Raw genomic sequence first — 26730 nt, forward strand, 5'->3', positions numbered from 1 at the left:
TGCCCGGCCCGGCCGCCGGCTGGTCCAACCCCCTCCTGCTGCTGGCCGCCGCGGCGCTCGTCGCCGGGGCCGTGCTGGGCAACTGGTTCGCGCTGCTCGCGGGCTGGCTGATCGCCTACGGCTCCCGGCGGCTGACCCCCGCGGAGAGCAAGTGGGCCGTCGTGGTCCTGCCCGGCACCGCCGCGGCGGCGGGACTGGTGTGGCTGTGGGGCCGGGAGGACGGCCGCTGGGGCGAGCCGATCGCCCAGGGCCACATGAGCGACGCGGTCGCCCAGACATGGCCCTGGGTGGTCCGCGGCGCGGCCGTGGCCTCGGCGCTCTACCTGGTGTGGCGCTCGCAGCGCAGGGGCTGAGCGCGCGGGGGGCCGTCGTACCGACCCGGCACAATGTCCCCCATGACCACCCTCACCGTCGGCTTCGACCTCGACATGACCCTCATCGACTCCCGGCCGGGCATCCGCGCGTGCTACCTGGCGCTGTCGGAGCGCACGGGTACGTACATCGACGCCGATCTGGCGGTGACCCGGCTGGGGCCGCCGCTGGCGGAGGAGCTGGTCAACTGGTTCCCGGAGCAGGAGGTGGCCGCGATGGCCGACCTGTACCGGGAGATGTACCCGGCGTTCGCCGTCGCCGCCACGCCCGCCATGCGGGGCGCCCGCGAGGCCATCGCCGCGGTGCGCGCGGCCGGGGGGCGGAGCATGGTCGTCACGGCGAAGTACGAGCCGAACGCCAAGCGGCACCTGGCCCACCTGGGCCTCGAGCCGGACGTGGTGGTGGGCGACCTGTGGGCGGAGCAGAAGGCCGAGGCGCTGCGCGAGTACGACGCGGCCGTGTACGTCGGCGATCACATAGGGGACGTGCGCGGGGCCCGTACGGCGGGCGCGGTGTCGGTCGCCGTGGCGACCGGGCCGTGCCCCGCCGAGGACCTGCGCGCGGCCGGCGCGGACGTCGTCCTGGAGGACCTGTCCGCGTTCCCCGCGTGGCTGGCGGGCTACCGCGGGGCCGAGGCGTCCCGGGCCTGACGCCGCCCGGCGGCGATCGACCGCAGGACGCCCGCGCCGGCGACGAGGAAGCCGACGGCCATGAGCATGCTCAAGCCGTACATGTACGTCGGAAACGGCTTGTCGCCGAGGAACAGCGGGACCATCGTGACCAGGGTGGCCAGAGCGCCGATGAAGAACACGACGGCACCGGCACGGATCAGTCCGTCACCGGGCCCGGCGGAATTCGTTTGGGTTTTGTCACGCACCGGACCAGGGTAGTTCCCTGCGGAAGAGAACGACCGGGGGACGTCTTGTCACCCGCTCCAAGACCATTAGCCTTGGTAGCGGCGGGTCACGGTGGACCCGCTCCAGTGCTATCAAGAGCCGTTTCCGAAGCAGTTTTCCCGACGAGTACGAGGACGAGGACAGACGTGCCTACCGGCAAGGTCAAGTGGTTCAACAGCGAGAAGGGCTTCGGCTTTCTCTCCCGCGACGACGGCGGTGACGTCTTCGTTCATTCCTCGGTTCTCCCTGCCGGCGTCGATTCGCTCAAGCCGGGGCAGCGCGTGGAGTTCGGCGTCGTCGCCGGTCAGCGCGGTGACCAGGCGCTGTCGGTGACCGTGCTCGACCCGACCCCGTCGGTCGCCGCCGCCCAGCGCAAGAAGCCGGACGAGCTGGCCTCGATCGTGCAGGACCTGACGACCCTCCTCGAGAACGTCACCCAGTCGCTGGAGCGGGGCCGCTACCCCGACAAGGCCTCCGGCAAGAAGATCGCCGGCCTCCTGCGCGCGGTCGCCGACCAGCTGGACGTCTGACCAGCCGTCAGCCGGACGTGACCCCGCCCGGGCCGAGGAGCGGCACCGGCCCCTCGGCCGCCGACCCTGCCCTCGGCGTCGGCGAGACGTGCGTGCCTGCCGTCCTCGGGCTCGGGGCGACGTGCGTGCCAGCCGCCCTCGGCGTCGGCGAGACGCGCGTGCCTGCTGGCCTTGGGCTCGGGAAGGCGTGCGTGCCTGCCGCCTCCGGTGTCAGGGAAACGCGAGTGCCTGCGGGCCGAGTGCGGGGACGAGGCCCTCGGCCGCCGCTCGGGTGAGCAGGCCCCGGACCGCCGCGTAGCCGTCCTCGCCGAGGTCGGCGGTGAACTCGTTCACGTACAGGCCGATGTGCTGGTCGGCCACGGCCGGGTCCATCTCCTGGGCGTGCGCCATGACGTACGGCCGGGAGGCCTCCGGGTCGTCCCAGGCCCCTCGCACCGAGGCGCGGACGGATTCCGCGAGCCGCGTCAGCGCCTGCGCGCCCAGGGAGCGCTTCGCGATGATCGCGCCCAGCGGGATCGGCAGTCCGGTGGTGTGCTCCCAGTGCTCGCCCGTGTCCGCGAGCTTGTGCAGCCCGTAGTTCTGGTAGGTGAAGCGGGCCTCGTGGATCACCAGTCCCGCGTCCACCTTGCCGTCCCGGACGGCCGGCATGATCTCGTGGAACGGCATGACGACGATCTCGCCGACCCCGCCGGGCAGCGTGTCCGCGGCCCACAGGCGGAACAGCAGATACGCCGTCGACCTCTCGCTCGGCACCGCGACCGTACGGCCCGTGAGGTCGGCGCCCGGCTCCCGGGTCAGCACCAGCGGCCCGCAGCCCCGGCCGAGCGCACCACCGCAGGGCAGCAGCGCGTACTCGTCGAGGACGTACGGCAGAACGGCGTACGACACCTTCAGTACGTCGAACTCGCCGCGCTCGGCCATGCCGTTGGTGATGTCGATGTCGGCGAAGGTCACGTCCAGCGCGGGGGCGCCGGGGACGCGGCCGTGGGCGAGGGCGTCGAACACGAAGGTGTCGTTGGGGCAGGGGGAGTACGCGATCCGCAGGGACCGCTGCTCACTGGTCGTCATGCGTGTTCCAACTCTCCAATGCGGGCGCGAGCTTCCCGAAGGCCTCGGTGAGCGCGGCGAGGGCGTCGCCGATGCGCCAGGCGGCGCGGTCGCGCGGGCCGACCGGGTTGGAGACCGCGCGGATCTCCAGCACGGGCACCCCCTGGGCGCCGGCCGCCTCCGCGACCCCGAAGCCCTCCATGCCCTCGGCGAGCGCACGGGGGTGCCGGGCGCGCAGCCCGGCGGCGCGGGTTGCGGTCCCGGTGACGGTCGAGACGGTGAGGACGGTGCCGGCAGGGGCGCCGATGGCCTCGCAGGCCGCCCGGACGAGTGATTCCGGCGGATGATGCGTGACGGTTCCGAACCCGAGGTCGGTGACCGGGAGGAAGCCGTCGGGGGTCTCGGCGCCCAGGTCGGCCACGGTGATCGCGTCGGCGACGACGAGTGAGCCGACCGGCGCCTCGGGCGCGAAGCCGCCGCCGATCCCGGCCGAGACGGCCAGGCGGTAGGGGGCGCCGGCGAGGGCGGCCGCGGTGAGCGCGGCGGCGCTGGAGGCGGCGGCGAGGGCAGGGCCGACTCCGGCGGCGAGCAGGTCCACGCCCGCGGCCGTACGGCACAGCACGGCGCCCGGCAGCCGCACTTCTTCGGCCGCGCCCGGGAACGCCCGCGCCACCGCGTCCCGTTCGGCGGGGACGGCGGTGGCGACGAGAACGCGTGCGGACGTCGTGATCAGGCCTTCTTGACCTTGAACGACCACACGCCCTTGGTGGGGTTGCTGCCCATCTGGATCAGGACCGTGTTGGTGTCGCCCTCGGTGCCGTACTGCTGGTTGAAGAACGCGCTGCTGGGGATGGTGCGGTACGTCTCCTTGCTGACGTCGGTGAACGGGCGGCCGTTCACCAGGAGGGTCCAGCCGGCGTCCGCGATCTTCGGGTCGACGCCGATGCGGACCGTCTGGTCCTGGCCGACCTTGATCGACTTCGCCTCGTTGGCCTTCTTGGCGCAGTCGGTGAGCGACTTGGTGTCCAGCGCCTTGCCGTCGTTGTAGCAGACCGCCTCGGCGTTGACCGAGTCCTGGCCGACGGTGATCGTTGCGACGGGTGTCGGCTTCTCGCAGGCCGAGAGAACGAGCAGTCCGGCAGAAACGGCGCCGGCGGCGGCGACGGCGCGGCGGCGTCGCACAGCGGATTGCAGCGTGGTCATGGCCGAAGGCTATCTGGCGCCCCGAGCCGTCCGCCCACGTGGGGTACGGCGTGCCCGGTTCGTTACGCCAGGTGTGCCCGTGGTGGGCGGGCCCGTGTCCCGTCCCTTGCGCCGGGCGGGCCCGTCGTGAGCGGGCTGGTGTCGGGTTCGTTGCGCCGGGCGGGCCTGTCGTGAGCGGGCTGGTGTCGGGTTCGTTGCGCCGGGCGGGCCTGTCGTGGGCGGGCCGGTGTTGGGTTCGTTGCGCCAGATGTGCCCGTGGTGGGCAGGCCCGTGTGGTCCGTTGTGCCGGGCGCACCCGTGGTGAGATGGCTCGTGCGGTCCGTCGCGCCAGGCGGGGCCGTGCGGTCCGTTACGCCACCTGTGGCCGGGCCCGTGCGGTCCGTTACGCCACCTGTGGCCGGGGCCGTGCGGTCCGTTACGCCACCTGTGGCCGGGGCCGTGCGGTCCGTTACGCCACCCGTGGCCGGGACCGGCCGCCGTGCCGGGCCGAGGCCAGCAGGCCGCGCAGTGTGGTCAGCCAGCCGACGGCCACGAACGCGGCGCCGATCAGGAGGCCGGCGGTGCCGTTGAGCGGCATCACGATCCCGACCGCGCCGCCGAACACCCACGCCATCTGCAGCAGCGTCTCCGAGCGCGCGAACGCCGAGGTGCGCACCGCCTCCGGCACGTCCCGCTGGATCAGCGCGTCCAGCGCCAGCTTGGCCAGCGCCTGCGCGAACCCGGCGACGGCCGCGAGACAGGCCACCAGGAGGGCGCCGAAGAACAGGCCGGCCACGATCGCCGAGCCCAGCACCACCGCGACGACGGTCACGATGATGACCTCCGGAGCCCGTGATCTCAGCCACGCCCCCACCGCCGTGCCCAGCGCGTTGCCCGCACCGGCCGCGACGCCCACCAGCCCCAGCGAGACCGCCGCGCTCTGGCCGGTCAGCGGGTGTTCGCGCAGCAGGAAGGCGAGGAAGAAGATCAGGAAGCCGGACAGGCAGCGCAGGGCGGCGTTGGCGCCGAGCGCGTGCGTCACGGCGGGCCCCACGGTGCGCAGCCCCGGCCGCTTGGCCTGCCTGCGCTGCGGCCCGTGCAGATGCTGTTCGTCGGCCGCGAGCAGCGCCACGTCCTCGCCCCTGGCCGAGTCCACCTTGGGCGGCAGCGAGAACGACAGCGCCGTCCCCGCCACGAAGATCACGAAGGCGCCGTAGAGCGGCCAGGGATCGCCCAGTCCGTGCAGTCCGGCCGCGATCGGCGCGGCGACGCCGGTCGCCAGCAGCCCGGCCAGGGTCACCCGCGAGTTGGCCTTCACCAGCGAGAACCGGGGCGGCAGCAGCCGCGGCACGACCGCGCTGCGCACCACCCCGTACGCCTTGGACGCCACCAGCACGCCCAGCGCGGCCGGATACAGCTCCAGACTGCCGCCGGCCACCGCCCCGGAGATGACCAGAGCGAGCAGCGCCCGGGCCAGCATGGCCCCGGCCATCGCGGCGCGCCGCCCGTGCGGCAGCCGGTCCAGGAGGGGGCCGATGACGGGGGCGAGGACGGTGAAGGGCGCCATGGTGATCGCGAGATACAGCGCGACCCGCCCGCGCGCCTCGTCCGTGGGCACCGAGAAGAACACCGTGGACGCCAGCGCCACGGTGATCATCACGTCGCCCGCGCCGTTCACCGCGTGCAACTCGATCAGCTTGCCCAGCCCCGACTCGCCCGCCCCGTGCGCGTGCGTGGCCCGGCGGATGCCGCGCGCGGCTCCGGTGACCGGGAGGTGCAGGGCGCGCCCGACGGTCCGGACGGCACCGCCGACCCGGCTCGCGCCGCCCCCCCGAACCCCACGCTTGTCCGCGGTTGCCACGTGGTTCATAGTGCCCCGAGACGCCCTCGGATAGTGCCGTTCCGGCACGTATGGCGGCGAACCGCACCCGGGCGGGCCCGTCGCGCGCCGTGTTGCGGGAGGGGTGGCCGGACGGGAAGACCGGCCGCGGAACAGGAACGAATCTCGTTCGGTGTAGCGTGCCTTTCTCAGCCATAACGCAGAATGGATGGCAGAGGTGCGCCCGAGCGCGCGGATGCATGACGTCGATGCGGTCCCCAGGTCCGCTCCGTCGGCCAACCCGCCGGAGGCAGCCGCACTCGACGAGACGGCGTAGGAGAGAAGCGATACCTGTGAGCGCAGCGACCACGCGAAGCCGCACCCCCGACCGTCTGTGCGCCGAGGCGATCGATCTCGCCAGGAGCGCCGCGGAGGAGGCGGCCGCGCCCGGGGTGGTCGGTGAGCACTCCGGCCTGGTGTCGGAGGGCGACCGTGTCGTCACGCACTTCTTCGAGTGCAAGGAGCTGGGCTACCGCGGCTGGCGCTGGGCGGTGACGGTGGCCCGCGCCTCCCGCGCCAAGGTCGTCACGCTCGACGAGGTCGTCCTGCTGCCCGGCCCCGACGCCCTCCTCGCCCCCGAGTGGGTGCCGTGGAGCGAGCGCCTGCGCCCCGGCGACCTCGGCCCCGGCGACCTGCTCCCCACGGACCAGGACGACCTGCGCCTGGAGCCCGGCTACACGGGCGCGGACGAGCCGCCGCCCAACTCGGCGGTGTCCGGGGAGATGGCGCAACTGGCGGAGGCCGAGGACGCCGACGTCACCCCGGGCGCCCCCGCCGCCCAGCCCATGGCGCCGTCACGCGGCTCGATCGCGGCGGTGGCGGAGGAGCTGGGCATGCGCCGGGCCCGGGTGCTGTCCCGGTACGGCCTGCACAGCGCGGCGGACCGCTGGGAGGAGGCGTTCGGCCCGAAGACGGCCATGGCCCAGGCGGCCCCGGCCACCTGCATGACCTGCGGCTTCCTGATGCCCATCGGCGGCTCCCTGGGCCAGGCATTCGGCGTCTGCGCGAACGAGTTCGCCCCGGCCGACGGCCGCGTGGTCTCGCTGGCCTACGGCTGCGGCGGCCACTCGGAGGCGGCGGTCATGCCCAAGCCCCCGCAGCCGGCCCCGCCGGTCATCGACGAGACCCGCGTCGAGCCCTTCCCGCTGCGCCCCGCCCGCGACTCCGGCTCGGTCCCGGAGGCGAGCGACGAGGAGACGGCGGAACTGGGCCACTCCTAGCCCCGCGGCCGTCAGCCGGTGCGGGTCAGCGGCGGGCACTCCCAGGTCGCGTCCACGACCTCGGGGCGCGGCCGGTACATGCGCAGGGCCACGAACCAGGTGCCCTGCGCGGCGGTCGGCAGCCAGTTGGGCTGCTTGTCCTCCTCGGGCGGCTCGGCCTGCAGGTGGATGGTCAGGCCGCCGTCCGGGTCCAGCATGAGCCCGCGGGTGCGGTCGCCGATCGAGTACCGCTCGAGCGGGTTGTGGATCAGGTTCATGTCCTCGCCGTATGCGGTCAGGGACCAGAAGGCCTCGACCGGCGGCAGCCGGTCGGCGTCGAAGTGCAGTTCGTAACGGCCGTCGCCGGACAGCTTGTCGCCGTTCGCGTCCTCGAAGTTGAGCAGGTAGACGGCCTCGGCCGGATCGTTGGCCGCGATGCCGATCAGCGCCTGGTCGGCGGCGCGCTTGAGGAAGTCGTCGCCGAACCGCCCCATCGTCCGGGGCGGGTAGCGCCAGCCGTTCACCAGGCGGGCCCAGTCGCCGCTGAGGCTCTGCTGCCTGAGCAGGGGCACGCCGACGGCGGCCGCCCGGATCAGGCTCCGCCTGACCGCGTCGGGCTGTGCCTCGACGTCGAGGCCGGGGCCGATGCCGATCTCGGCGAACTGCCGGAGCAGCAGGTAGTGGTGAGAGGGCGGCGGATTCTCGGCCAGCATCGCGTTCAGGGTCTTCCACGGGCCCAGCGGATCCTCCTCCGCCGGGACCGGCTCGAGCACCTCACGGCTCACGGGGACCTGCGCGTCCGGCCGGCCGAACAGGCTGAGCGGGGTGAGCCGGTACTGCTCCTGCAGCTCCCGGACCCGCGGCAGGTCCTCGACGCCGTCGACGAGGGTGCGGCCCAGGACGAGGATCCAGTGGCTGGGAGCCTGCCTCAGCCCCCGGACGCCGTCGGGGAGCGTCCCCCTCCAGCCCGGGCCGACCAGGGCGAAGTGGCCCGCCTTCGAGCCGGTGGTGCGCTGGCCCACGTAGTCGAAATTGTCGGACGTGATCCCGACCAGCTCGAAGCTGAAGTACCGGTCCCCCATGTCCGGATGGGACAGGACGACCGGCTCGTCGGTGAGGTTCACCCAGGCGACCGAGTACAGGGTGTCGTTGTTGGGGCAGCCGCCGTCCCGGTAGGCGGCGTCGATCAGGTGCTGGGCGTGCCAGAAGTGGTTGACCGGGGCGTACGGAGTCGTCGCCGGGTCCCGTGGCTGCGTCACCCAGGCGTGCCGCAACTGCGCGTAGTAGATGTACGGGAAGCCGTACACGAACGCCTGCTCGCCGAGGGTGTAGGCGTACTCGCCGCGCCAGTCGTCCACCCGCCCGGTCAGGATCGGTTTCACCGCCTGTCCCAGGGCGGGCACCAGCTCGGGCAGACGGCGGGCGCGTTCGACGGCGGACCTCGGATGGAGGGCCACGTTCCCGGCCGCACGCAGCACCGTGCCGGCCGTGCCCGCCACCTCCTCCGGAATCCGTCGCCAGACAGGGCCTCTCGAGGTTTCGGACATCGCGGCACCACTTCGCTCGACAGCGTGGAAGGCGGATCTGCGGCACCGGCCCCCGACACCCGCAGCCACCACCATCCTGCAACGTGTCACCGGACGGCGCAGCCGGAGCGGCCGGGACCGCGCCCGGTGCCCCCGCCGTCGTCCGCCGGCTCCCCGTGCGCGCTGTACCTTCGTCCTCACGTCGAAGAGGAGAGTCAACGTGAGCAAGTTCGTGCGGCCGGCGGCCGAGGGGGCCGATCCGTTCGGGACGGCCCGTCTGCGCCGCGGCGTCCTCGACGCGTGGGCCACCAGCCCCGCCCGGTTCCGCGAGGACGCCAACGCGGAGGAGGACCTGGTTCTCGGCGGCTACCGGGACCGGCTGGTCGTCGAGCTGGCGCAGAACGCCGCCGACGCCGCCGCCCGGGCACGGACGCCGGGACGGCTGCGGCTCACCCTCCGCGACGGCGTGCTGGTCGCGGCCAACACCGGCGCGCCCCTGGACGCGGCCGGCGTCGAGTCGCTGTCCACGCTGCGGGCCTCGGCGAAGCGGGACACCGAAACGGCCCGTGGTGCCGTCGGCCGGTTCGGCGTCGGCTTCGCCGCCGTGCTCGCCGTCACCGACGAGCCGGCGATCGTCGGCCGGCACGGCGGGGTCCGCTGGTCCCTGGTGGAGTCGCGGGAGCTCGCGGCCGACACCGCGCGGCACAGCCCCGTGCTCGGCGACGAGATCCGCCGCCGCGACGGCCACGTCCCCCTGCTCCGGCTGCCCTTCGCCGCCGAGGGCTCCGCTCCGGAGCCGTACGACACCGCCGTCATCCTGCCGCTGCGGGACGCGGCCGCCGCCGACCTCGCCGAGCGGCTGCTGCACGCCGTCGACGACGCCCTGCTCCTGGCCCTGCCGGGGCTGGAGGAGGTCGTGATCGAGACCGGCGACCGCGCGCCGCGCACCCTGCGCCGCCGTGACGAGGGCGCCGTCACCGTCGTCGAGGACTCGCGCGAGGGCGTCACCCGCTGGCGCACCGGATCCGCGCACGGGCCGCTCACCCCGGACCTGCTCGCCGACCGGCCGGTGGAGGAGCGGCTGCGCCCGTACTGGTCGGTGACCTGGGCCGTGCCCCAGGACGAGGCGGGACGCCCGGTCCGGCCGCGCACGACCCCCGTGGTGCACGCCCCCACGCCCAGCGACGAGCCCCTCGGCGTCCCCGCGCTGCTCATCGCCTCCTTCCCGCTCGACACCGCCCGGCGGCACGCGGCCCCCGGTCCGCTCACCGACTTCCTGGTACAGCGCGCGGCGGACCAGTACGCCGAGCTGCTCGCCGAGTGGCGGCCGGTGACGGAGGGGATCATCGACCTCGTGCCCGGGCCGCTGGGCAAGGGCGAGCTCGACGGGGCGCTGCGGCAGGCGATCCTGGAGCGGCTGCCGCGGACCGCCTTCCTGCCGCCCGCCGTCGCGGGCAAGGGCGGCGAGGACGAGCTGCCGGAGGCCGTACGCCCCCGGGACGCGGAGGTCGTGGAGGGCGCCGGCGCCGACACCGTGCGGGTGCTCGCCGAGGTGCTGCCCACCCTGCTGCCCGCCGGTCTCGAACGCCGCGTCGAGCTGCGCACCCTCGGGGTCGCCCGGCTCCCGCTCGCCGACGCCGTCGACCGGCTCTCCGGCCTGGAGAAGGACCCCGGCTGGTGGTGGCGGCTGTACGACAGCCTCGCCGGCGTCGACCCCGAGCGGCTCTCCGGGCTGCCCGTGCCGCTCGCCGACGGGCGGACCACCATCGGCCCCCGCCAGGTGCTGCTGCCCGCCCCGGACGCCGCCCACATCGACGCGGACGTGCTCGGCCGGCTCGGGCTGAAGGTCGCGCACGAGGACGCCGTGCACCCGCTGCTGGAGAAGCTGGGCGCGCTGCCCGCGACCCCGCGCGCGGTGCTCACCACCCCGCAGATCCGGGCCGCCGTGGCCGCCTCCCTGGACGAGGACGGCGGGATGGGCTGGGAGGAGGACGCGCCGGACGCCGAGGAACTGGCCGACACGGTCCTCGGGCTGGTCCGGGACGCCGGGCTGGAACCCGGTGACGAGCCCTGGCTGGGCGCCCTCGCGCTGCCCGACGAGGACGGGGAGCCGGCCCCCGCCGGCGAGCTGGTCTTGCCCGGCAGCCCCTTCGCCCGGGTGATCCGCGAGGGCGAACTGGCGGCCGTGGACCACGATCTGGCGGAGAAGTGGGGCGAGCAGCCGCTGACCGCGTGCGGGGTGCTGGCCACCTTCGCCCTGGTCCGCGCCACCGACGTGGTCCTCGACCCCGACGAACTGGAGCCCCGGGAGGGCGACTTCGCCGAGCCGGACGACGCCGGGCTGCTGGACGCCGTCGACGTGTGGTGCGAGGACCTCCTCGACCGCTTCCCGGACAGCCCCGTACCACCGGTCGCCACCGAACTCGTCGCCGTCCGCGACCTCGACCTCGTCGACGACGACCACTGGCCCGAGGCGCTCTCGATGCTCGCCCGGCCGCCGCTGCGCGACGCGCTCACCCAGCCCGTGCGCATCCTGCTGCACGACGGCAGGCACGAGGTGGTCCGCCCGTACACGGCCTGGTGGCTGCGCGGGCACCCGGTGCTGGACGGCCGCCGCCCGGCGGGCCTGCTCGCGGCCGGCGGTGACCCGCTGCTGCGCGGCCTGTACGACGAGGCCGACGCCACCGGGTTCGAGGACGAGCAGGTGCTGCGGGCGCTGGGCGTGCGCACCTCCGTCGCCGCGCTGCTGGACGAGCCCGGCGGCGCCGCCGAGCTGCTGGACCGGCTCGCCGACCCGGAGCGGCCGGTCACCCCGGCGCAACTGCACGGCCTGTACGGTGCGCTGGCGGAGCTGGACCCCGAGCAGGTGACTCTGCCGGACGAGCTGCGGGCCGTGGTCGACGGGCGGGTGGAGGTGGTGGACGCCGCCGAGGCCGTGGTGGTCGACTCCCCCGACCTGCTGCCGTTCACCGCCGGGGTGCCGCTGCTGCCCGTGCGGCCCTCCCGGGCCGCGGAGCTGGCCGAGCTGTTCCAGGTGCGGCGGCTCAGCGAGTCCGTCACCGGCGAGGTCCACTCCGAGGGCACCGAGCACGAGGTGCCGGACCCGGTGCGGGTGCTGCTCGGGCCGCGCACCCCCGCGACCTACGTGGAGCACGACGAACTGGTGGTGGACGGCGTCGAGATCGACTGGCGGCTGACCGACAACGGGGTGCTGCACGCCGCCACCCTGGAGGGCGTCGCCGCGGGGCTGGCCTGGGCGGCCGGGCAGTGGCCGCGCCGCTTCGAGGTGGCGGCCCTGCTGGAGGACCCGTCCCGCACGGAGGAGCTGGCGCGGGACCGCTGGTTCGACTGATCAGCGCCGCCGGCGGTCACGTCGGCGTGCGGCAGGTGGTGCCGTGGTGGCACGGGTGGCCGCGAGGGCCGAATTCATGGGAACAAAAATTCATGGGAACATCCGTACAACCAGTTCCCCTCGTCGCGAGTCTGATACGCGAGTCAACGGACTCCACGATCAACTGGACCCCCGGGTCCACCTTTCCCGACAGGGGAACGCATGAAGCTTCGTGCCACCGTGGCCGCCGTCTCGGGCGCCCTGGCTCTCTCCGCGCTCGTCGTGCCGGCCGCTCAGGCCGCCGGCGGCTCCGCGACGCCGTCCAAGTCCGACATCCTGAAGATCCGCGAGGCCGCCCAGCGGGCCTCCTCGGGCAGGACCGCGTTCACGGCCTCGGGCGCCACCGACGCGCCGTACGACATGGACGTCACCTTCTCCAACTTCAAGATCACCGGCGCGGTGAAGGTCGGGACGACCAACCACGTGGCCACGACGGTGACCTACACGCTGACCCACGGCGCGGACGTCGACATCACCGCCGCCGACTTCCTCACCGGCCCCTACATCTACAAGGGCTCGTACGACGCGCCGGACAACATGCTGTTCGGCGACAACCCGGCCACCTGCACGGCCACCTCGTCGACCACCGCCAGCTGCAAGGGCAACATCGACGTCTACCCGGCCGAGGGCGAACTCATGAACTCCGACGCCGGTACGTGGCACGGCGCGGCCCTCGCCATCGCGTACAACGGCCAGGACCCGACCAGCAGCAGCTTCGACATCACCAAGGTCGGTTACGCCGACCAGGGCGGCCTCGGCACCACGCTGGTCCAGCGCTACTCCAAGCTGACGGTCAACGCCTCGCCCGAGCCGGTGACGAAGGGCAAGACCATCACGGTCACCGGCAAGCTCTCCCGGGCCAACTGGGAGGACAACCACTACCACGGCTACACCAGCCAGTCCGTCAAGCTCCAGTTCCGCAAGAAGAGCTCGAGCACCTACACCACGCTGAAGACCATCAAGTCGAACTCGACGGGCAACCTGAAGACGACGACCACGGCGACGGTGGACGGCTACTACCGCTACTCCTTCGCGGGCACCACGACCACCCCGGCGGTCAGCGCCGCGGGTGACTTCGTCGACGTGAAGTAAGTCGACGTGAAGTAGGCAGGAGCACGCGCGGCCGACCGGCGCGCGGCAAGCGGCACCCGGCCCCGGAGGCGCACCCCGCCTCCGGGGCCGGAACGTGAGGACCGGGATCGCGCGCCTAGTCGGGAAAGCGGCGGCCGACCCACTTCCACAGGCACTCCAGGGTGGCCGCGGCCACCACCGCCATGCCCACCGCCGTCCAGGGCAGGGTGAGGCCGACCAGCTTCAGCGCGAAGAAGTCCTGCAGGGCCGGCACCGCGAGGACGAGCAGGAAGGCCGCGCCCATCGCGGCCACCAGGGACACCCGCCACCAGGTGTAGGGGCGGGCGATGATCGCCAGGACCCACATGGAGATCAGGAACAGGGTCAGGGTGGCCGCGCTGGTCTCCGCCTCCAGTTCGCCCGGGCCGGTGTAGTAGCCACGGGCGACCAGGTACGTCGCGAACGTCGCCACCCCGGCCACCACCCCGCCCGGGACCGCGTACCGCATGACTCTGCGCACGAAGTGCGGCCTCGCCCGCTCCCTGTTGGGGGCGAGGGCCAGGAAGAAGGCCGGGACGCCGATCGTGAGCGTGGACAGCAGGGTCAGGTGCCGGGGCAGGAAGGGGTACTCGACCTGCCCGCACACCACCAGCACCGCGAGCAGCACCGAGTAGACCGTCTTGACCAGGAACAGCGTCGCCACCCGCGTGATGTTGCCGATCACCCGGCGGCCCTCGGCGACCACCGACGGCAGGCTCGAGAAGCTGTTGTCCAGCAGCACGATCTGCGCCACCGCCCGCGTGGCCTCCGAGCCCGAGCCCATGGCCACCCCGATGTCGGCGTCCTTCAGCGCGAGCACGTCGTTCACCCCGTCGCCGGTCATCGCCACCGTGTGGCCGCGCGACTGGAGGGCGCCCACCATGTCCCGCTTCTGCTGCGGGGCGACCCGCCCGAAGACCGTGCCCTCGTCCAGCACCTGCGCCATGCCGGCCCGGTCGGCGGGCAGGTGCCGCGCGTCCACCGCCGTACCCGTGAGCCCCAGCTTGGCCGCGACCGCGCCGACCGACACCGCGTTGTCCCCCGAGATGACCTTGGCCCGGACGTCCTGCTCGGCGAAGTAGCGCAGGGTGTCGGACGCGTCGGGGCGCAGCCGCTGCTCCAGGACGACCAGGGCGGTGGGGCGGGCGTCCTTGGCCGGCGTGGGGTCGTCCAGGTCGCGGCTCGCGCGGGCCAGCAGCAGGACCCGCAGCCCCTGTTCGTTGAGGCGCTCGGTCTCGGCCAGGGCCGGATCGCCGGCGTCGAGCAGCACGTCGGGGGCGCCCAGCAGCCATGTGCTGGTCTCGCCGTCGCCCTCGCTGAAGGTGGCCCCGCTGTACTTGCGGGCCGAGGAGAAGGGGAGCGACTCGACGCAGCGCCACTCCTCGCTGTCGGGGTAGGCGTCGATGATCGCCTGGAGGGAGGCGTTGGGGCGGGGATCGGACTCGCCGAGCGCGCCGAGCACCTTGCGCACGTAGGTCTCGTCGGCGCCGTCCAGGGGCAGCAGGCGGGTGACGTCCATGCCGCCCTCGGTGAGCGTGCCGGTCTTGTCGAGGCAGACGGTGTCGACGCGGGCGAGGCCCTCGATGGCGGGGAGTTCCTGTACGAGGCACTGCTTGCGGCCGAGCCGGATGACCCCTATCGCGAAGGCGACGGAGGTGAGCAGCACCAGCCCCTCCGGGACCATCGGGACGATGCCGCCGACCGTGCGGGCCACGGCGTCCTTGAGGTCGTTGTTCTTGACCACGAGCTGGGTGGCGACCAGGCCGGTCGCGGCCGGGACCATCATCCAGGTGACGTACTTGAGGATCGTGGAGATGCCGGTGCGCAGCTCGGAGTGGACGAGCGTGAACCGGGAGGCCTCCTCGGCGAGCTGGGCGGCGTAGGCCTCCCGGCCGACCTTGGTCGCGGTGAAGGCGCCCCCGCCGGCGACGACGAAGCTGCCGGACAGGACCGGGTCGCCGGGTCGCTTGACCACGGGGTCCGCCTCCCCGGTGAGCAGCGACTCGTCGATCTCCAGGCCGTCGGCCTCCGCGCACACCCCGTCCACGACGACCTTGTCACCGGGGCCGATCTCTATGAGGTCGTCCAGCACGATCTCGTGCGTGGCCACTTCCGTGGCATGGCCGTCCCGCCGCACCGTCGGCCGGGCCTCGCCGATCACCGCGAGCGAGTCGAGGGTCTGTTTCGCCCGCCACTCCTGGACGATGCCGATGCCGGTGTTGGCGAGGATCACGAAGCCGAAGAGACTGTCCTGGATCGGCGCGACGAACAGCGTGACCAGCCAGAGCACGCCGATGATCGCGTTGAAGCGGGTGAACACGTTCGCCCGGACGATCTCACCGAAGGACCGGCTGCTGCGCACCGGCACGTCGTTGACCTGGCCGCGCTCGATCCGCTCCGCCACCTCGGCGCGGGTGAGCCCGGCCGGCCGCGAACGGGGCAGCGCCACCGGATGCACCGGGTCGAGCTCGGTGCCCGCGTCGATGTGCGTCATGTATCCGACGGTACGTGCGATATCACCCGCCCGCCCACCTGACCGGCGGGCGGGGAGGCGGGGTCCTACGGGACCGTTCGGCCGACGCCTATGACAACTTTTCGGCCGACGTCGACTGCGGCACCCCGGCCCGCTTGATCGCGGCGTCCCGCTTGCGCACGTACCAGATGCCGATCAGCCCCAGCCCGCCCCCGGCGAGGCAGGTCCACAGCCACCACAGGTGTCCGTGGTCGCGGAACCAGCCGTAGAAGGGGAGCTGCACGAGGAAGAGCACGAACCACACGATCGTGCCGCCGGTGATCGTGGCGACCACGGGGCCCTCCAGGGGCTCGGGCGCCTCGTGCTTGGGGGTCCACTTGGCCATGGCAGACAGCTTAACGAGGCGATCAGAGGCCCTCGGACTGCGCTCGGATCCCGATCCCATGCCAATCGCATGCCGACCGCATCCCGATCAGTTCTACGCGCGGAGATAGCGATCTAGCGGCTCATATGTTCATACTGAAACCGTTTGTCTTTGACCGCTTCCGCTCGTATGAAACTCCAACAGGGCTCGGGGGAACCCCGCTGGAGATGAGGTCCCGCATGTCCACCTCGGCACCTGCCAAGGCGCCCACCCCCGAGAAGCCGGGCGGCTCCCCCGCCTACGGCACCCTCGACCGCTACTTCAAGATCTCCGAACGCGGCAGCTCCGTGGCGCGGGAGGTCCGGGGCGGTCTCGCCACCTTCTTCGCGATGGCGTACATCATCGTGCTGAACCCGATCATCCTCAGCAGCGTGAAGGACATGTACGGGCACCACCTGGACAACGGCCAGCTGGTGACGGCGACCGCGCTGACGGCCGCGTTCAGCACGCTCCTGATGGGCGTCATCGGCAACGTGCCGATCGCCCTCGCCGCCGGCCTCGGCGTGAACTCGGTCGTCGCCCTCCAGCTGGCGCCCCGCATGTCCTGGCCGGACGCGATGGGCATGGTCGTGCTGGCCGGCGTCGTCGTCATGCTGCTGGTCGCCACCGGCCTGCGCGAGCGCGTGATGAACGCCGTGCCGTTCGGGCTGCGCAAGGCGATCTCCATCGGTATCGGCCTGTTCATCATGCTGATCGGCCTGGTCGACTCCGGCTTCGTCACCCGGATGCCGGACATCGCCCAGACCACCGTCCCGGTCCAGCTGGGCACGGGCGGCCACCTCCTCGGCTGGCCGGTGCTGATCTTCGTCCTCGGCGCGCTGCTGACCTTCGCGCTGATCGTCCGCAGGACACCGGGCGCGATCCTGATCTCCATCGTGGGCATGACCGTCCTCGCGATGATCGTCAACGCGGTCGCCAAGGTTCCGTCCTGGGGCTTGACGGTCCCGAAGTGGCCGGGCAACCCCGTCGCCACCCCGAACTTCCACCTGGTCGGCCAGGTCAGCCTGTTCGGCGGATTCTCCAAGGTCGGCGTGCTGACCGGCGTCCTGTTCGTCTTCACGGTCCTGCTGTCGTGCTTCTTCGACGCGATGGGCACGATCATGGGCATCAGCGACGAGGCCAAGCTGACGGACGCCGAGGGCTACATGCCGGGCATCAACAAGGTCCTCTTCGTCGACGGCCTCGCGGTCGCGGCGGGTGGCGCCGGCTCCTCCTCGGCCACCACCGCGTTCGTGGAGTCGACGGCGGGCGTCGGCGAGGGTGCCCGCACGGGCCTCGCGAACGTCGTCACGGGCGCCCTCTTCGCGGTGGCGCTGTTCCTCACCCCGGTCGCCACGATGGTCCCGTCCCAGGCGGCCACCCCGGCGCTGGTCGCGGTCGGCTTCCTGATCCTGTCGAACTCCGTCAAGGAGATCGACTGGGCCGACTACACCATCGCGATTCCGGCCTTCGTGACGATGCTGATGATGCCGTTCACGTACTCCATCACCAACGGCATCGGCATGGGCTTCATCACCTTCACGATCCTGCGGCTGGTCGCCGGGCGTGCCCGGGAGGTCCCGGTCCCGATGTACGTCGTGTCGGCCGTCTTCGCCTTCTACTACCTGATGCCGGCCCTGGGTCTCACCTGAGCCGTCAGCCGACCCCGTAGAACCTCTCCGTCTCCTCGACGGCGGCCTGGAACCGTTCGTCGAAGTCGTCCCGAATGAGCGTGCGGATCACATAGTCCTGCACGCTCATTCCTCTTTTCGCCGCATGGTGCCGGAGTCTTTCGAGCAGCTCTCCGTCTATCCGCAGGCTGAGCACACTGGTCCCCATGCGTACGAGGGTCGCCACATCGGGCCGCCCCGCGCGTCACTTTCCGGAAGCGACTCACTCGTACGGGTGATCATTGGGTTCAGTGGCGCGCATCACGGGCACTCAGGCGTGTCGCGGTGGTCTTTAGCGAGAGTAATGAGTTACTCTAAAGAACATGCCGGACCTCACACATGGCGACGACGCTGCCGCCGTGAACTCCCTCCGCTCCGCCGTGATGCGCCTGTCACGCCGGCTCAAGCACCAGCGGGTCGACGAGTCGCTGAGCCCGACCGAGATGTCGGTGCTCGGCACCCTGGCCCGCTGCGGCTCCGCGACGCCGGGCGAACTGGCCCGCAAGGAGCATGTGCAGCCGCCGTCGATGACCCGCATCGTCGCGCTGCTGGAGGCCAAGGGCCTGGTCCGGCTGGAGCCGCATCCGGAGGACCGGCGGCAGAAGGTCGTCACCCAGACCGAGCAGGCCGAGGCCATGCTCGAGGAGAGCCGCCGCAAGCGCAACGCGTTCCTGGCGGGCCTCGTCGAGGGCCTCGACGAGGACGAGTGGGCCAAACTGCGCGCCGCCGCCCCCGTGCTGGAGAAGCTCGCACACCTGTAAGACCGCCGACACGAGGAGGCGAACCCTTTTGAGTACGGGATCCGGAACACCTTCCGCCCCCGCACCGACCACTACGACGACCGTTCCCGTTTCCCGCAGGTCCTCGATGTTCAGCTCGCTGAGCATCAGGAACTACCGCCTCTTCTTCCTCGGCCAGGTCGTCTCGAACACCGGCACCTGGATGCAGCGCATCGCCCAGGACTGGCTCGTCCTCAGCCTCACCGGCTCCTCCGCGGCCGTCGGCATCACCACGGCCCTGCAGTTCCTGCCGATGCTCCTGTTCGGTCTCTACGGCGGTGTCCTCGTCGACCGCCTGCCCAAGCGCCCGGCGCTCCTGGTCACCCAGAGCTCCATGGCCGTCGCGGGTCTCGCGCTCGCCTTCCTGACGCTCACCGGGCACGTCCAGGTCTGGCACGTCTACCTGGCCGCCTTCGCCGTCGGTCTGGCGACGGTGGTCGACAACCCGGCCCGCCAGTCCTTCGTCTCCGAGATGGTCGGCCCGGAGCAGCTGCAGAACGCGGTCAGCCTGAACTCCGCGAACTTCCAGTCCGCCCGCCTCGTCGGCCCCGCCGTCGCCGGCCTGATGATCACCGGGGTGGGCACCGGCTGGGCGTTCCTCGCCAACGGCCTGTCCTTCGCCGCGCCCATCGCCGGCCTGCTCCTGATGCGCGCCCGCGACCTGCACGTCGTCGAGCGCGCGCCGCGCGGCAAGGGACAGCTGCGCGAGGGCCTGCGGTACGTGGCCGGGCGGCCGGAGCTGATCTGGCCGATCGTCCTCGTCGGCTTCATCGGCACCTTCGGCTTCAACTTCCCGGTGTGGCTGTCGGCCTACGCCAACGGCGTCTTCCACGCCGGCGCCGGCGGCTACAGCCTCTTCAACACCCTGATGGCCGTCGGCTCCCTGTGCGGCGCGCTGCTCGCCGCCCGGCGCGGCACGGCCCGCCTGCGCGTCCTGATCGCCGCCGCGCTGGCCTTCGGCACGCTGGAGGTCGTGGCCGCTCTGGCCCCGCAGTACTGGCTGTTCGCGCTGCTCATGGTCCCGATCGGGATCTGCGGGCTGACCGTGAACGTCACCGCGAACACCGCCGTGCAGATGGCCACCGACCCGGCGATGCGCGGCCGGGTGATGGCGCTGTTCATGATGGTGTTCGTAGGTGGCACGCCGCTCGGCGCGCCGGTCGTCGGCTGGATCACCGACACCTACGGCGCCCGGATCGGCTTCGCGCTCGGCGGTGTCGTCTCCGCCGCCGCGGCCGCGGCGATCGGCCTGGTCCTGGCCCGCATCGGCGGGCTGCGCCTGAGCGTGGGCTGGCACCACGGCCGCCCGCAGGTCCGCTTCGTCCCGAGCCGGCGCGAAAAGCTGGCCACGGCGGCCTGACCCGTACGACGGCACAGCGATGCCCGGCGCGCGAGAGGCGCCGGGCGTCGTCGTCTCGGGCCGTACCGCCGGCGGGACCGGCGAGCCGGCTCAGCCGAAGACCGCCGGCGTGCCGCGGGCCGGCGGCGGGCGGCCGATGTGCTCCAGGAACGCCATCGTGCCGTAGCGGTGGAGGGTGTCGCCGATCCGGGACCGGGCGCCGGACCAGTCCGGCGCCCGCCGTGTCCGGCTCCCCAGCCGCCGCGCGGGGACCGGCGCCCGCCGGGGGCCGGCGGCGGACGGTGGCAGCGAGCGGTCTGGCTGCAATCCCACCGGGGCGTGGATCTGCGAGGGTGGGGTCATGAGACTGTTCGCCGCGGTGCTCCCCCCGGAGCACGTTGTGCACGAACTGGCCGCCGAGGTGGACCTGTTGCGGCGGCTGCCGGGTGCGGACCGGATGCGCTGGACGAACCGTCCCGGCTGGCACTTCACCCTCGCCTTCTACGGCGAGGTCGCCGACGACCTCGTACCGGACCTGTCGGACCGCCTGGCCCGCGCGGCCCGCCGTACGGACCCCTTCCCGCTGGCCCTCTGCGGCGGAGGCCAGTTCGGGCACGGCAAGGCCCTGTGGACGGGGGCCCACGGCGAGGTCGAGGCGATGCGGCTGCTGGCCGACCGGGCGGAGTCGGCGGCGCGCAGGGCCGGGGTGCCGATGGGGGAGCACCGCCGGTACAAGGCCCACCTGACGGTGGCGCGGAGCCGGGACTCGGCGGACGTACGGGCGTACGTCGATCTGCTGCGCGAGTTCACCAGCCGGACCTGGACGGTGAGCGAGCTGGTGCTGGTGCGCAGCAACCTGCCCAGATCCGGGGTGGCGGGGGAGCAGCCCCGCTACGAGGCGGTCGCCCGCTGGGCACTGGGTGGGGCCGGTTAGTCTCGAATACGTGGACCCGAAGACTCGAAACCGGATCATGGCCGGTGTGCTGGTGCTGATGTTCGTCGTGGTGGCCGTGTCGGCGGCCGTCAGGTAGCAGGGCCGGGGGACGGCGACCGGGCCGCCGGCCCCGGCACGGTCGTGGCCCGTCGCGCCCGGGCGACGGGGCCGCACGGGGAATGCGGTCCCGCCGCGTCGTCCGGGGCGTGGCCCCTCACGGGGCGTGGTCCGGGGCGCTGGCCCTCACGGGGTGTAGGCGCTGCCCCTCACGGGGCGCCGCCCGGGCGCTGCCCCTCGGGTCACCAGGCGAAGGCCTCCGGGGACGGACCCGTGCCGGGGAAGATCTCGTCCAGCCCGGTCTGCAGCTCCTCGCTCAGCTCCAGCTCGACCGCCCTGATCGCCGACTGAAGCTGCTCGGCGGTGCGCGGGCCCACGATCGGGCCGGTGACGCCGGGCCGGCTCAGCAGCCAGGCCAGGGCCACCTCGCCGGGCTCCAGGCCGTGCTTGTCGAGCAGGTCCTCGTAGGCCTGGATCTGCGCGCGGGCGGCGGGGTCGGCGAGGGTGTCGGCGGCCCGCCCGGAGGCGCGGCGACCGCCCTGGACCTCCTTCTTGATCACGCCACCCAGCAGACCGCCGTGCAGCGGGGACCACGGGATGACCCCGAGGCCGTACTCCTGGGCCGCCGGGATGACCTCCATCTCGGCGCGGCGCTCGGCGAGGTTGTACAGGCACTGCTCGCTGACGAGTCCGATGGTGCCGCCACGGCGGGCGGCGATCTCGTTGGCCTGGGCGATCTTGTAGCCGGGGAAGTTGGAGGAGCCGGCGTAGAGGATCTTGCCCTGCTGGACGAGGACGTCGATCGCCTGCCAGATCTCCTCGAACGGCGTGTTCCGGTCGATGTGGTGGAACTGGTAGAGGTCGATGTAGTCGGTCTGCAGGCGCTTCAGGCTGGCGTCCACGGACCGGCGGATGTTCACTGCGGAGAGCTTGTCGTGGTTGGGCCAGGCGGGGGCGCCGTCCGGGGCCATGTTGCCGTAGACCTTGGTGGCGAGGACGACCTTGTCGCGCCGGTCGCCGCCCTTGGCGAACCAGTTCCCGATGATCTGCTCGGTCCGCCCCTTGTTCTCCCCCCACCCGTATACGTTGGCGGTGTCGAAGAAGTTGATGCCCGCGTCCAGCGCCGCGTCCATGATCGCGTGGCTGTCGGCCTCGTCGGTCTGCGGCCCGAAATTCATCGTCCCGAGGACGAGCCGGCTGACCTTGACTCCCGTGCGTCCAAGCTGCGTGTACTTCATGGTCCTCTAGCCAACGGCGTGAAGTGCGCTCTAAGCAAGAGCTTTCGGCAGGCGCCTCCCGCGCGGCGTCACGGCCCGAGGCCGCCCGCGACCGACAGTTCCTGCTTGATCATCGATGCGATGCAGCCGTACGCCCTGGACCGCGTCCTGGCATCCGGCGGGTCAGTCGCGGGGGAAGCCGTCGGTCTTGAGGACCAGGCCGACGACGGTGCCGGTCAGGTCGATGTCCTGGCCGAAGCCGACCTTCGTCCTCGTGAGGTAGTCGCCTTCCTTCGGCTGGGTGTAGACGTAGCACATGCCCTTGTAGGGGTCGGCGATGACGTACACCGGGACTTCGGCGGTCGCGTAGGCGGTCTTCTTGGGGCCGTAGTCGTTCTGGGCCGTGCCTTCGGAGATGACCTCGGCGACGAACTCGACGTCCTGGTACCGCCAGTGGCCTTCGTCGTCCTTCGTCGCCGACTCGCTGAGCAGGGCCACATCCGGGCAGAAGCCGTTCTCGTGGCCCGGGAAGTCGATGCGGACGTCCGAGAACACCTTCACGTCCATCCCGAACCTGTCTTCCAGCGCCCGCACGATGCGGCGGATGATGACCCAGTGGGTGTCCCGCTGCGGCGTCATGTGGACATTGCCCCCGACGATCTCGACCCTGTAACCCTCGGGGACGGGCATGCGCTCAAGCCGCTCGAACCACTCGTCCAAACGCTGGATGTCGGCGTCGGCGTCGGCCATCTCGATCCTGTCTTCAAGGACGGTCATCGTGGCGCTCCTCCCCGGCTGCCCCGACGGACGAGTGCAGCCGCGCAGTACAACGATACGCACCGTGACCGGGCAACGCCGGAATCAGGTCAACCCGTTCCAGCCCCGTACACCTGTCCGACTCCCCACGCCCCTCGCATCGCCTCCGCGAACGCCGCCGCGATCCGGTGCTCCCCGCGCGCGTTGGGGTGCGTGCCGTCGTAGGTGTCGGTGTGGATGTCGTACGGCTGAGGGGGCGAGGCCAGCAGGATCGGTGAGCGCGGCTCGTCCAGGTCGGCGACGGCCTTGGCGAGCAGCACGTTGAAGCGGTTCACCTGCTCGGCGAAGGGCGCGTCCGCCTCCGCCCTGATGTTCGGGATCACCGGCAGCAGCACCATCCGGATGCGCGGGTCGGCCTCGCGTGCGCATGCCACGAACGCGTGGACGTTCTCCGCCGTCTGCTCGGCGTTCGTGTAGAAGCCCAGGTCGATCAGGCCGAGGGAGACGAGCAGGACGTCGGGCCGGCACTGCCGTACCGCCCGGCCGATCAGCGGGGCCATGTGCAGCCAGCCCTCGCCCCAGCCGGCCAGGTGGGCGCGGGGGAAGTCGGGGTCGGCGTAGGCGAGGGACGTCGCCGCGTCGGTCTGCTTGTCGTACAGCGCCTCGCGTGGGCCCACCAGCGTGGCGGCGGGGTCGTACGTGCTGCGCAGGTGCTGCCACAGCCGGTGACGCCAGGTGTGTTCGCCCGCGCTCCCGATCGTCATGGAGTCGCCCACGGGCATGAACCTGAGCACCCGCTCATGATGGACGATCACGGCTGCCGGTGGGGTGTGAGGCCCACCACGTGCCGGGCGGCCTGCACGGACAGCCCGGTGAACCCCGCGCGGGAGTGGCAGGCTTGGTGCATGCGTCGATCTTTCGCCGTCCTCGCCGGAGTGCTGCTCGCCGGCGCCTGTGTGCTGCCCGCCTCCGCCGCCGACGGCGACGGCGATCAGGGGTTCACCATCAAGGACCCCCGGATCACCGAGTCGAGCGGGCTCGCCGCCTCCCGCCTGCACCCGGGGATCTACTGGACGCACAACGACAGCGGCGACGGCCCGTACATCTACGCCGTGGACGGCCGCACCGGAAAGACCGTCGCCAGGATCACCCTGCGGGGAGTCGGCTCCCCGCGTGACGTCGAAGCCATCTCCATCGGACCGCACAACGAGATCTACGTCGGCGACATCGGCGACAACTACGGCGGCAGGTGGCCGTACGTGTGGATCTACCGGGTGCCCGAGCCGAAGGTGCTCAAGGACCAGACGATCACGGCCACCCAGTACGTGGTGAAGTACGCGAACGGGCCGCGCGACGCGGAGTCGCTGGTCGTCCAGCCGAAGACCGGGCGCGTCTACATCATCGACAAGAAGGAGGACGGCGGGCACCTGTACGAGGGCCCGGCCGCCCTCTCCACCTCCGGCGCGAACATCTTCCGGCCGATCGCCTCCGTCGACCTGTGGGCCACGGACGCCGCCTTCTCGCCCGACGGCCGGCAGCTCGCCGTGCGCGGCTACTTCGGCGGGATCTACTACGACTGGAACGGCGGCCGCATCAAGCGCAAGGGCCGGCTGGACGTCCCGCTGCAGGGCCAGGGGGAGGGCGTCACCTACTCCGTCGACGGGACCAAGCTGCTGTACGGCAGCGAGGGCGCGGACAGCGCCGTCGAGGTGCGGGACGCACCCGGGCAGAGCGGGAAGCCGCCGTCGGCCGAGGGGCGTTCGGGTGGCACGGGAGGCGACGGCACCTCGAGCCTGAAGCTGGGTGCCGCCGTCGTCGCCCTGGGGGCGGTCGCCCTGTTCGGGCTGCGGCGGCTGCGGCGGCGGTGAACCCGCCGCGTGCGTGAGGGCGCCCGCTGCCTGCCGCACCGGGCGCCCTCACGCGCGTACCGCAGCCTTCGCTGCTGTGGTCAAAGCTTCTCGATCACGTAGTCGACGCACTTGGTCAGCGCCTCGACGTCCGCCGGGTCGATCGCCGGGAACATCGCGACGCGCAGCTGGTTGCGGCCGAGCTTGCGGTACGGCTCGGTGTCCACGATGCCGTTGGCGCGCAGCACCTTGGCGACGGCGGCGGCGTCGATGTCCTCGGAGAAGTCGATCGTGCCGACGACCTGGGAGCGCTTGGCCGGGTCGGCGACGAAGGGGCTCGCGAACTTCACGTCCTCGGCCCAGGTGTAGAGCGTCCGCGAGGAGGCCGCCGTGCGGCCGACCGCGAAGTCCAGGCCGCCCTGGCCGTTGAGCCACTCCAGCTGCTGGTTGAGCAGGAAGAGGGTGGCGAGGGCCGGGGTGTTGTACGTCTGGTTCTTGCGGGAGTTGTCGATCGCCGTGGGCAGCGAGAAGAACTCCGGGATGTGCCGGCCGCTCGCGTGGACGCGCTCGGCGCGCTCGATGGCGGCCGGCGAGAAGATGCCGATCCACAGGCCGCCGTCGGAGGCGAAGGACTTCTGCGGGGCGAAGTAGTAGACGTCGGTCTCGGACACGTCGACCGGGAGGCCGCCCGCGCCCGAGGTGGCGTCCACGAGGACGAGAGCGCCCTCGTCGGCGCCGGCCACCCGCTTGATCGGCATGGCGACACCGGTGGAGGTCTCGTTGTGGGTGAAGGCGTAGACGTCGACGCCCGCCTCGGCCCGGGGCTCCGGGTGGGTGCCGGGGTCGGTGGCGATGACGGTCGGCTCGGCCAGCCAGGGGGCGAGCTTGGCCGCCTTGGCGAACTTGGAGGAGAACTCGCCGAAGCTGAGGTGCTGGGACTTGTTCTCGATCAGTCCGTGGGTGGCGATGTCCCAGAAGGCGGTGGATCCACCGTTGCCCAGGATCACCTCGTAGCCCTCGGGGAGGGAGAACAGCTCGGAGATCCCCTCGCGCACCTTGCCGACCAGGTTCTTGACGGGCGCCTGGCGGTGGGAGGTGCCGAGCAGGGAGGCTCCGGTCGCGGCGAGGGCGTCCAGCGCCTCGGTCCGCACCTTGGAGGGGCCCGAGCCGAAACGTCCGTCGGCGGGCTTGATGTCAGCGGGAATCTGGATGTCGGCCACGACTCGGAGGGTATCCGTTGGGCGAAACGGGACGGAACCATGTCCGTCGGATGAGACGAGCCCAGCCGGGGCACGCACTTGTCGAGTTGTACGACGATCACAACGGGCCTGTGGACAACGCTCGGTGACTGTCCGTGATCGGATGCATCCTTGACGCATGACGGATCACTCGGGTCTCGAAGCGGAGCTGCGTACGTCCGTCCGGGGCGAGGTGAGCTTCGGCACCACCGCCCGGGCGCTCGTGACCATGGACGCGTCCAACTACCGGCGTGTCCCGCGCGGCGTCGTCGCCCCGCGGGACGGCGACGACGTGGCGGCGGTGCTGGAGGTGTGCCGGGCGCGCGGGGTGCCGGTGGTCGCGCGGGGCGGGGGCACCTCGATCGCCGGCCAGGCGACCGGGACGGGCGTCGTCCTGGACTTCACCCGGCACATGAACGGCCTGCTGGAGCTGGATCCCTCCACCCGAACGGCCGTCGTCCAGCCGGGTCTGGTCCTCGACCGTCTGCAGGAGGCCGCCGCGCCGCACGGGCTGCGGTTCGGCCCGGACCCCTCGACGCACGGCCGGTGCACGCTCGGCGGCATGATCGGCAACAACTCCTGCGGCTCCCACTCGGTGGCCTGGGGCACGACCGCCGACAGCGTGCGGGAGCTGACCGTGCTCACCGCGCGCGGGCGGCGGCTGCGGCTCGGTCCGGGCTGGGCGGGCGCACCCGAGGGGCTGCGGGAGCTGGCCGAGGGCCACCTGGCCAGGCTGCGCACGGGTTTTCCGGACCTGCCCCGCCGCATCTCCGGGTACGCGCTGGACGCGCTGCTGCCCGAGAAGGGCGCGGACGTCGCCCGCTCCTTCTGCGGCTCCGAGGGCACCCTCGGCATCCTCACCGAGGCGGTCGTGCGGCTGGTGGA

25 protein-coding genes and 1 pseudogene are annotated in these 26730 nt (G+C 72.3%); 12 read left to right on the forward strand and 14 right to left on the reverse strand.

The window, feature by feature from the left end; translation table 11 throughout:
* Both ACLU3S_RS21975 and ACLU3S_RS21980 read left to right on the forward strand, forming a co-directional pair.
* A pseudogene (locus ACLU3S_RS21975) lies at positions 1-353 on the forward strand (hypothetical protein); the annotation flags it as partial.
* A 42-nt stretch (positions 354-395) separates the two neighbouring features.
* Complete coding sequence (locus ACLU3S_RS21980) at positions 396-1022, forward strand: HAD family hydrolase (RefSeq protein ID WP_413953633.1); 627 nt, start codon at positions 396-398, stop codon at positions 1020-1022.
* Here the strand turns inward: ACLU3S_RS21980 and ACLU3S_RS21985 are convergent.
* Positions 992-1249: a hypothetical protein gene (locus ACLU3S_RS21985; RefSeq protein ID WP_413953634.1), complete on the reverse strand. Its 258-nt coding sequence runs from the start codon at positions 1247-1249 to the stop codon at positions 992-994. The genes ACLU3S_RS21980 and ACLU3S_RS21985 overlap by 31 nt on opposite strands.
* A 165-nt stretch (positions 1250-1414) precedes the next feature.
* Between ACLU3S_RS21985 and ACLU3S_RS21990 the strand changes: the two genes are divergently transcribed.
* Positions 1415-1798: a cold-shock protein gene (locus tag ACLU3S_RS21990; protein ID WP_413953635.1), complete on the forward strand. Its 384-nt coding sequence runs from the start codon at positions 1415-1417 to the stop codon at positions 1796-1798.
* Between the two features lie 210 nt (positions 1799-2008).
* Here ACLU3S_RS21990 and ACLU3S_RS21995 read toward each other — a convergent pair whose 3' ends face one another.
* The 4 genes from ACLU3S_RS21995 to ACLU3S_RS22010 form a co-directional block, all read right to left on the reverse strand.
* Positions 2009-2866, reverse strand: coding sequence for a 1,4-dihydroxy-6-naphthoate synthase (locus tag ACLU3S_RS21995; RefSeq protein ID WP_413953636.1), 858 nt, complete (start codon positions 2864-2866; stop codon positions 2009-2011).
* Entirely contained in the window at positions 2853-3602 is a 750-nt protein-coding gene (locus ACLU3S_RS22000) for a futalosine hydrolase (RefSeq protein WP_413953637.1), read from the reverse strand. The genes ACLU3S_RS21995 and ACLU3S_RS22000 overlap by 14 nt, the downstream gene beginning before the upstream one ends.
* Positions 3575-4048: a DUF2771 domain-containing protein gene (locus ACLU3S_RS22005; RefSeq protein ID WP_413953638.1), complete on the reverse strand. Its 474-nt coding sequence runs from the start codon at positions 4046-4048 to the stop codon at positions 3575-3577. The genes ACLU3S_RS22000 and ACLU3S_RS22005 overlap by 28 nt, the downstream gene beginning before the upstream one ends.
* A gap of 448 nt (positions 4049-4496) precedes the next feature.
* Complete coding sequence (locus ACLU3S_RS22010; RefSeq protein WP_413953639.1) at positions 4497-5897, reverse strand: MFS transporter; 1401 nt, start codon at positions 5895-5897, stop codon at positions 4497-4499.
* A gap of 302 nt (positions 5898-6199) precedes the next feature.
* Here ACLU3S_RS22010 and ACLU3S_RS22015 point away from each other — a divergent pair, with 302 nt between their 5' ends.
* Positions 6200-7126 (forward strand): DUF3027 domain-containing protein, encoded by a 927-nt coding sequence (locus ACLU3S_RS22015; RefSeq protein WP_413953640.1) that lies wholly within the window; start codon positions 6200-6202, stop codon positions 7124-7126.
* An 11-nt stretch (positions 7127-7137) separates the two neighbouring features.
* Here the strand turns inward: ACLU3S_RS22015 and ACLU3S_RS22020 are convergent, their stop codons facing one another.
* A complete protein-coding gene (locus tag ACLU3S_RS22020) occupies positions 7138-8604 on the reverse strand; it encodes a DUF1254 domain-containing protein (protein ID WP_413953641.1) in 1467 nt (488 codons plus the stop codon).
* 247 nt (positions 8605-8851) lie between these two features.
* Here ACLU3S_RS22020 and ACLU3S_RS22025 point away from each other — a divergent pair, with 247 nt between their 5' ends.
* The gene (locus ACLU3S_RS22025; RefSeq protein WP_413953642.1) at positions 8852-11983 is read left to right on the forward strand and encodes a sacsin N-terminal ATP-binding-like domain-containing protein; all 3132 of its coding nucleotides are present in this window, start codon (positions 8852-8854) and stop codon (positions 11981-11983) included.
* Positions 11984-12184: 201 nt separating this feature from the next.
* On the forward strand, positions 12185-13114 hold the full coding sequence (locus tag ACLU3S_RS22030; RefSeq protein WP_413953643.1) for a hypothetical protein: 930 nt from the start codon (positions 12185-12187) through the stop codon (positions 13112-13114).
* Positions 13115-13229: 115 nt separating this feature from the next.
* Here ACLU3S_RS22030 and ACLU3S_RS22035 read toward each other — a convergent pair whose 3' ends face one another.
* Positions 13230-15626, reverse strand: a complete 2397-nt coding sequence (locus ACLU3S_RS22035; RefSeq protein ID WP_413953644.1) for an HAD-IC family P-type ATPase — start codon at positions 15624-15626, stop codon at positions 13230-13232.
* An 88-nt stretch (positions 15627-15714) separates the two neighbouring features.
* The gene (locus tag ACLU3S_RS22040; protein WP_413953645.1) at positions 15715-15990 is read right to left on the reverse strand and encodes a DUF2530 domain-containing protein; all 276 of its coding nucleotides are present in this window, start codon (positions 15988-15990) and stop codon (positions 15715-15717) included.
* 218 nt (positions 15991-16208) lie between these two features.
* Here ACLU3S_RS22040 and ACLU3S_RS22045 point away from each other — a divergent pair, with 218 nt between their 5' ends.
* Positions 16209-17660 carry an NCS2 family permease gene (locus tag ACLU3S_RS22045; protein WP_413953646.1) on the forward strand — a complete coding sequence of 484 codons (1452 nt, stop codon included), beginning with the start codon at positions 16209-16211 and terminating at the stop codon, positions 17658-17660.
* Positions 17661-17664: 4 nt separating this feature from the next.
* On the opposite strand, the gene ACLU3S_RS22050 is transcribed toward ACLU3S_RS22045, so the two are convergent.
* Positions 17665-17847 (reverse strand): ribbon-helix-helix protein, CopG family, encoded by a 183-nt coding sequence (locus ACLU3S_RS22050; protein WP_413953647.1) that lies wholly within the window; start codon positions 17845-17847, stop codon positions 17665-17667.
* A gap of 154 nt (positions 17848-18001) precedes the next feature.
* Here ACLU3S_RS22050 and ACLU3S_RS22055 point away from each other — a divergent pair, with 154 nt between their 5' ends.
* On the forward strand, positions 18002-18439 hold the full coding sequence (locus ACLU3S_RS22055; protein WP_351805477.1) for a MarR family winged helix-turn-helix transcriptional regulator: 438 nt from the start codon (positions 18002-18004) through the stop codon (positions 18437-18439).
* 28 nt (positions 18440-18467) lie between these two features.
* On the forward strand, positions 18468-19817 hold the full coding sequence (locus tag ACLU3S_RS22060; RefSeq protein WP_413953648.1) for an MFS transporter: 1350 nt from the start codon (positions 18468-18470) through the stop codon (positions 19815-19817).
* Positions 19818-19907: 90 nt separating this feature from the next.
* Here the strand turns inward: ACLU3S_RS22060 and ACLU3S_RS22065 are convergent, their stop codons facing one another.
* Entirely contained in the window at positions 19908-20129 is a 222-nt protein-coding gene (locus ACLU3S_RS22065; RefSeq protein ID WP_413953649.1) for a hypothetical protein, read from the reverse strand.
* Positions 20130-20157: 28 nt separating this feature from the next.
* Here ACLU3S_RS22065 and thpR point away from each other — a divergent pair, with 28 nt between their 5' ends.
* Complete coding sequence (thpR, locus tag ACLU3S_RS22070; RefSeq protein WP_413953650.1) at positions 20158-20730, forward strand: RNA 2',3'-cyclic phosphodiesterase; 573 nt, start codon at positions 20158-20160, stop codon at positions 20728-20730.
* A 299-nt stretch (positions 20731-21029) separates the two neighbouring features.
* Here the strand turns inward: thpR and ACLU3S_RS22075 are convergent, their stop codons facing one another.
* The 3 genes from ACLU3S_RS22075 to ACLU3S_RS22085 form a co-directional block, all read right to left on the reverse strand.
* Positions 21030-22025 carry an aldo/keto reductase gene (locus ACLU3S_RS22075; RefSeq protein WP_413953651.1) on the reverse strand — a complete coding sequence of 332 codons (996 nt, stop codon included), beginning with the start codon at positions 22023-22025 and terminating at the stop codon, positions 21030-21032.
* A gap of 162 nt (positions 22026-22187) precedes the next feature.
* Positions 22188-22781, reverse strand: a complete 594-nt coding sequence (locus ACLU3S_RS22080; RefSeq protein WP_413953652.1) for a Uma2 family endonuclease — start codon at positions 22779-22781, stop codon at positions 22188-22190.
* An 89-nt stretch (positions 22782-22870) separates the two neighbouring features.
* Positions 22871-23554 carry a GDSL-type esterase/lipase family protein gene (locus ACLU3S_RS22085; RefSeq protein WP_413953653.1) on the reverse strand — a complete coding sequence of 228 codons (684 nt, stop codon included), beginning with the start codon at positions 23552-23554 and terminating at the stop codon, positions 22871-22873.
* 111 nt (positions 23555-23665) lie between these two features.
* On the opposite strand from ACLU3S_RS22085, the gene ACLU3S_RS22090 reads away from it, so the two are divergent.
* On the forward strand, positions 23666-24628 hold the full coding sequence (locus ACLU3S_RS22090; protein ID WP_413953654.1) for a WD40 repeat domain-containing protein: 963 nt from the start codon (positions 23666-23668) through the stop codon (positions 24626-24628).
* An 80-nt stretch (positions 24629-24708) separates the two neighbouring features.
* Here ACLU3S_RS22090 and serC read toward each other — a convergent pair whose 3' ends face one another.
* Complete coding sequence (serC, locus tag ACLU3S_RS22095) at positions 24709-25827, reverse strand: phosphoserine transaminase (RefSeq protein ID WP_413953655.1); 1119 nt, start codon at positions 25825-25827, stop codon at positions 24709-24711.
* Between the two features lie 157 nt (positions 25828-25984).
* Here serC and ACLU3S_RS22100 point away from each other — a divergent pair.
* Positions 25985-26730: FAD-binding oxidoreductase (locus ACLU3S_RS22100; protein ID WP_413953656.1), on the forward strand; the 746-nt coding region annotated here is incomplete at its 3' end.

The sequence above is a fragment of the Streptomyces sp. AF1A genome, from assembly GCF_047340315.1.
In the GTDB taxonomy this organism is placed as follows: domain Bacteria; phylum Actinomycetota; class Actinomycetes; order Streptomycetales; family Streptomycetaceae; genus Streptomyces.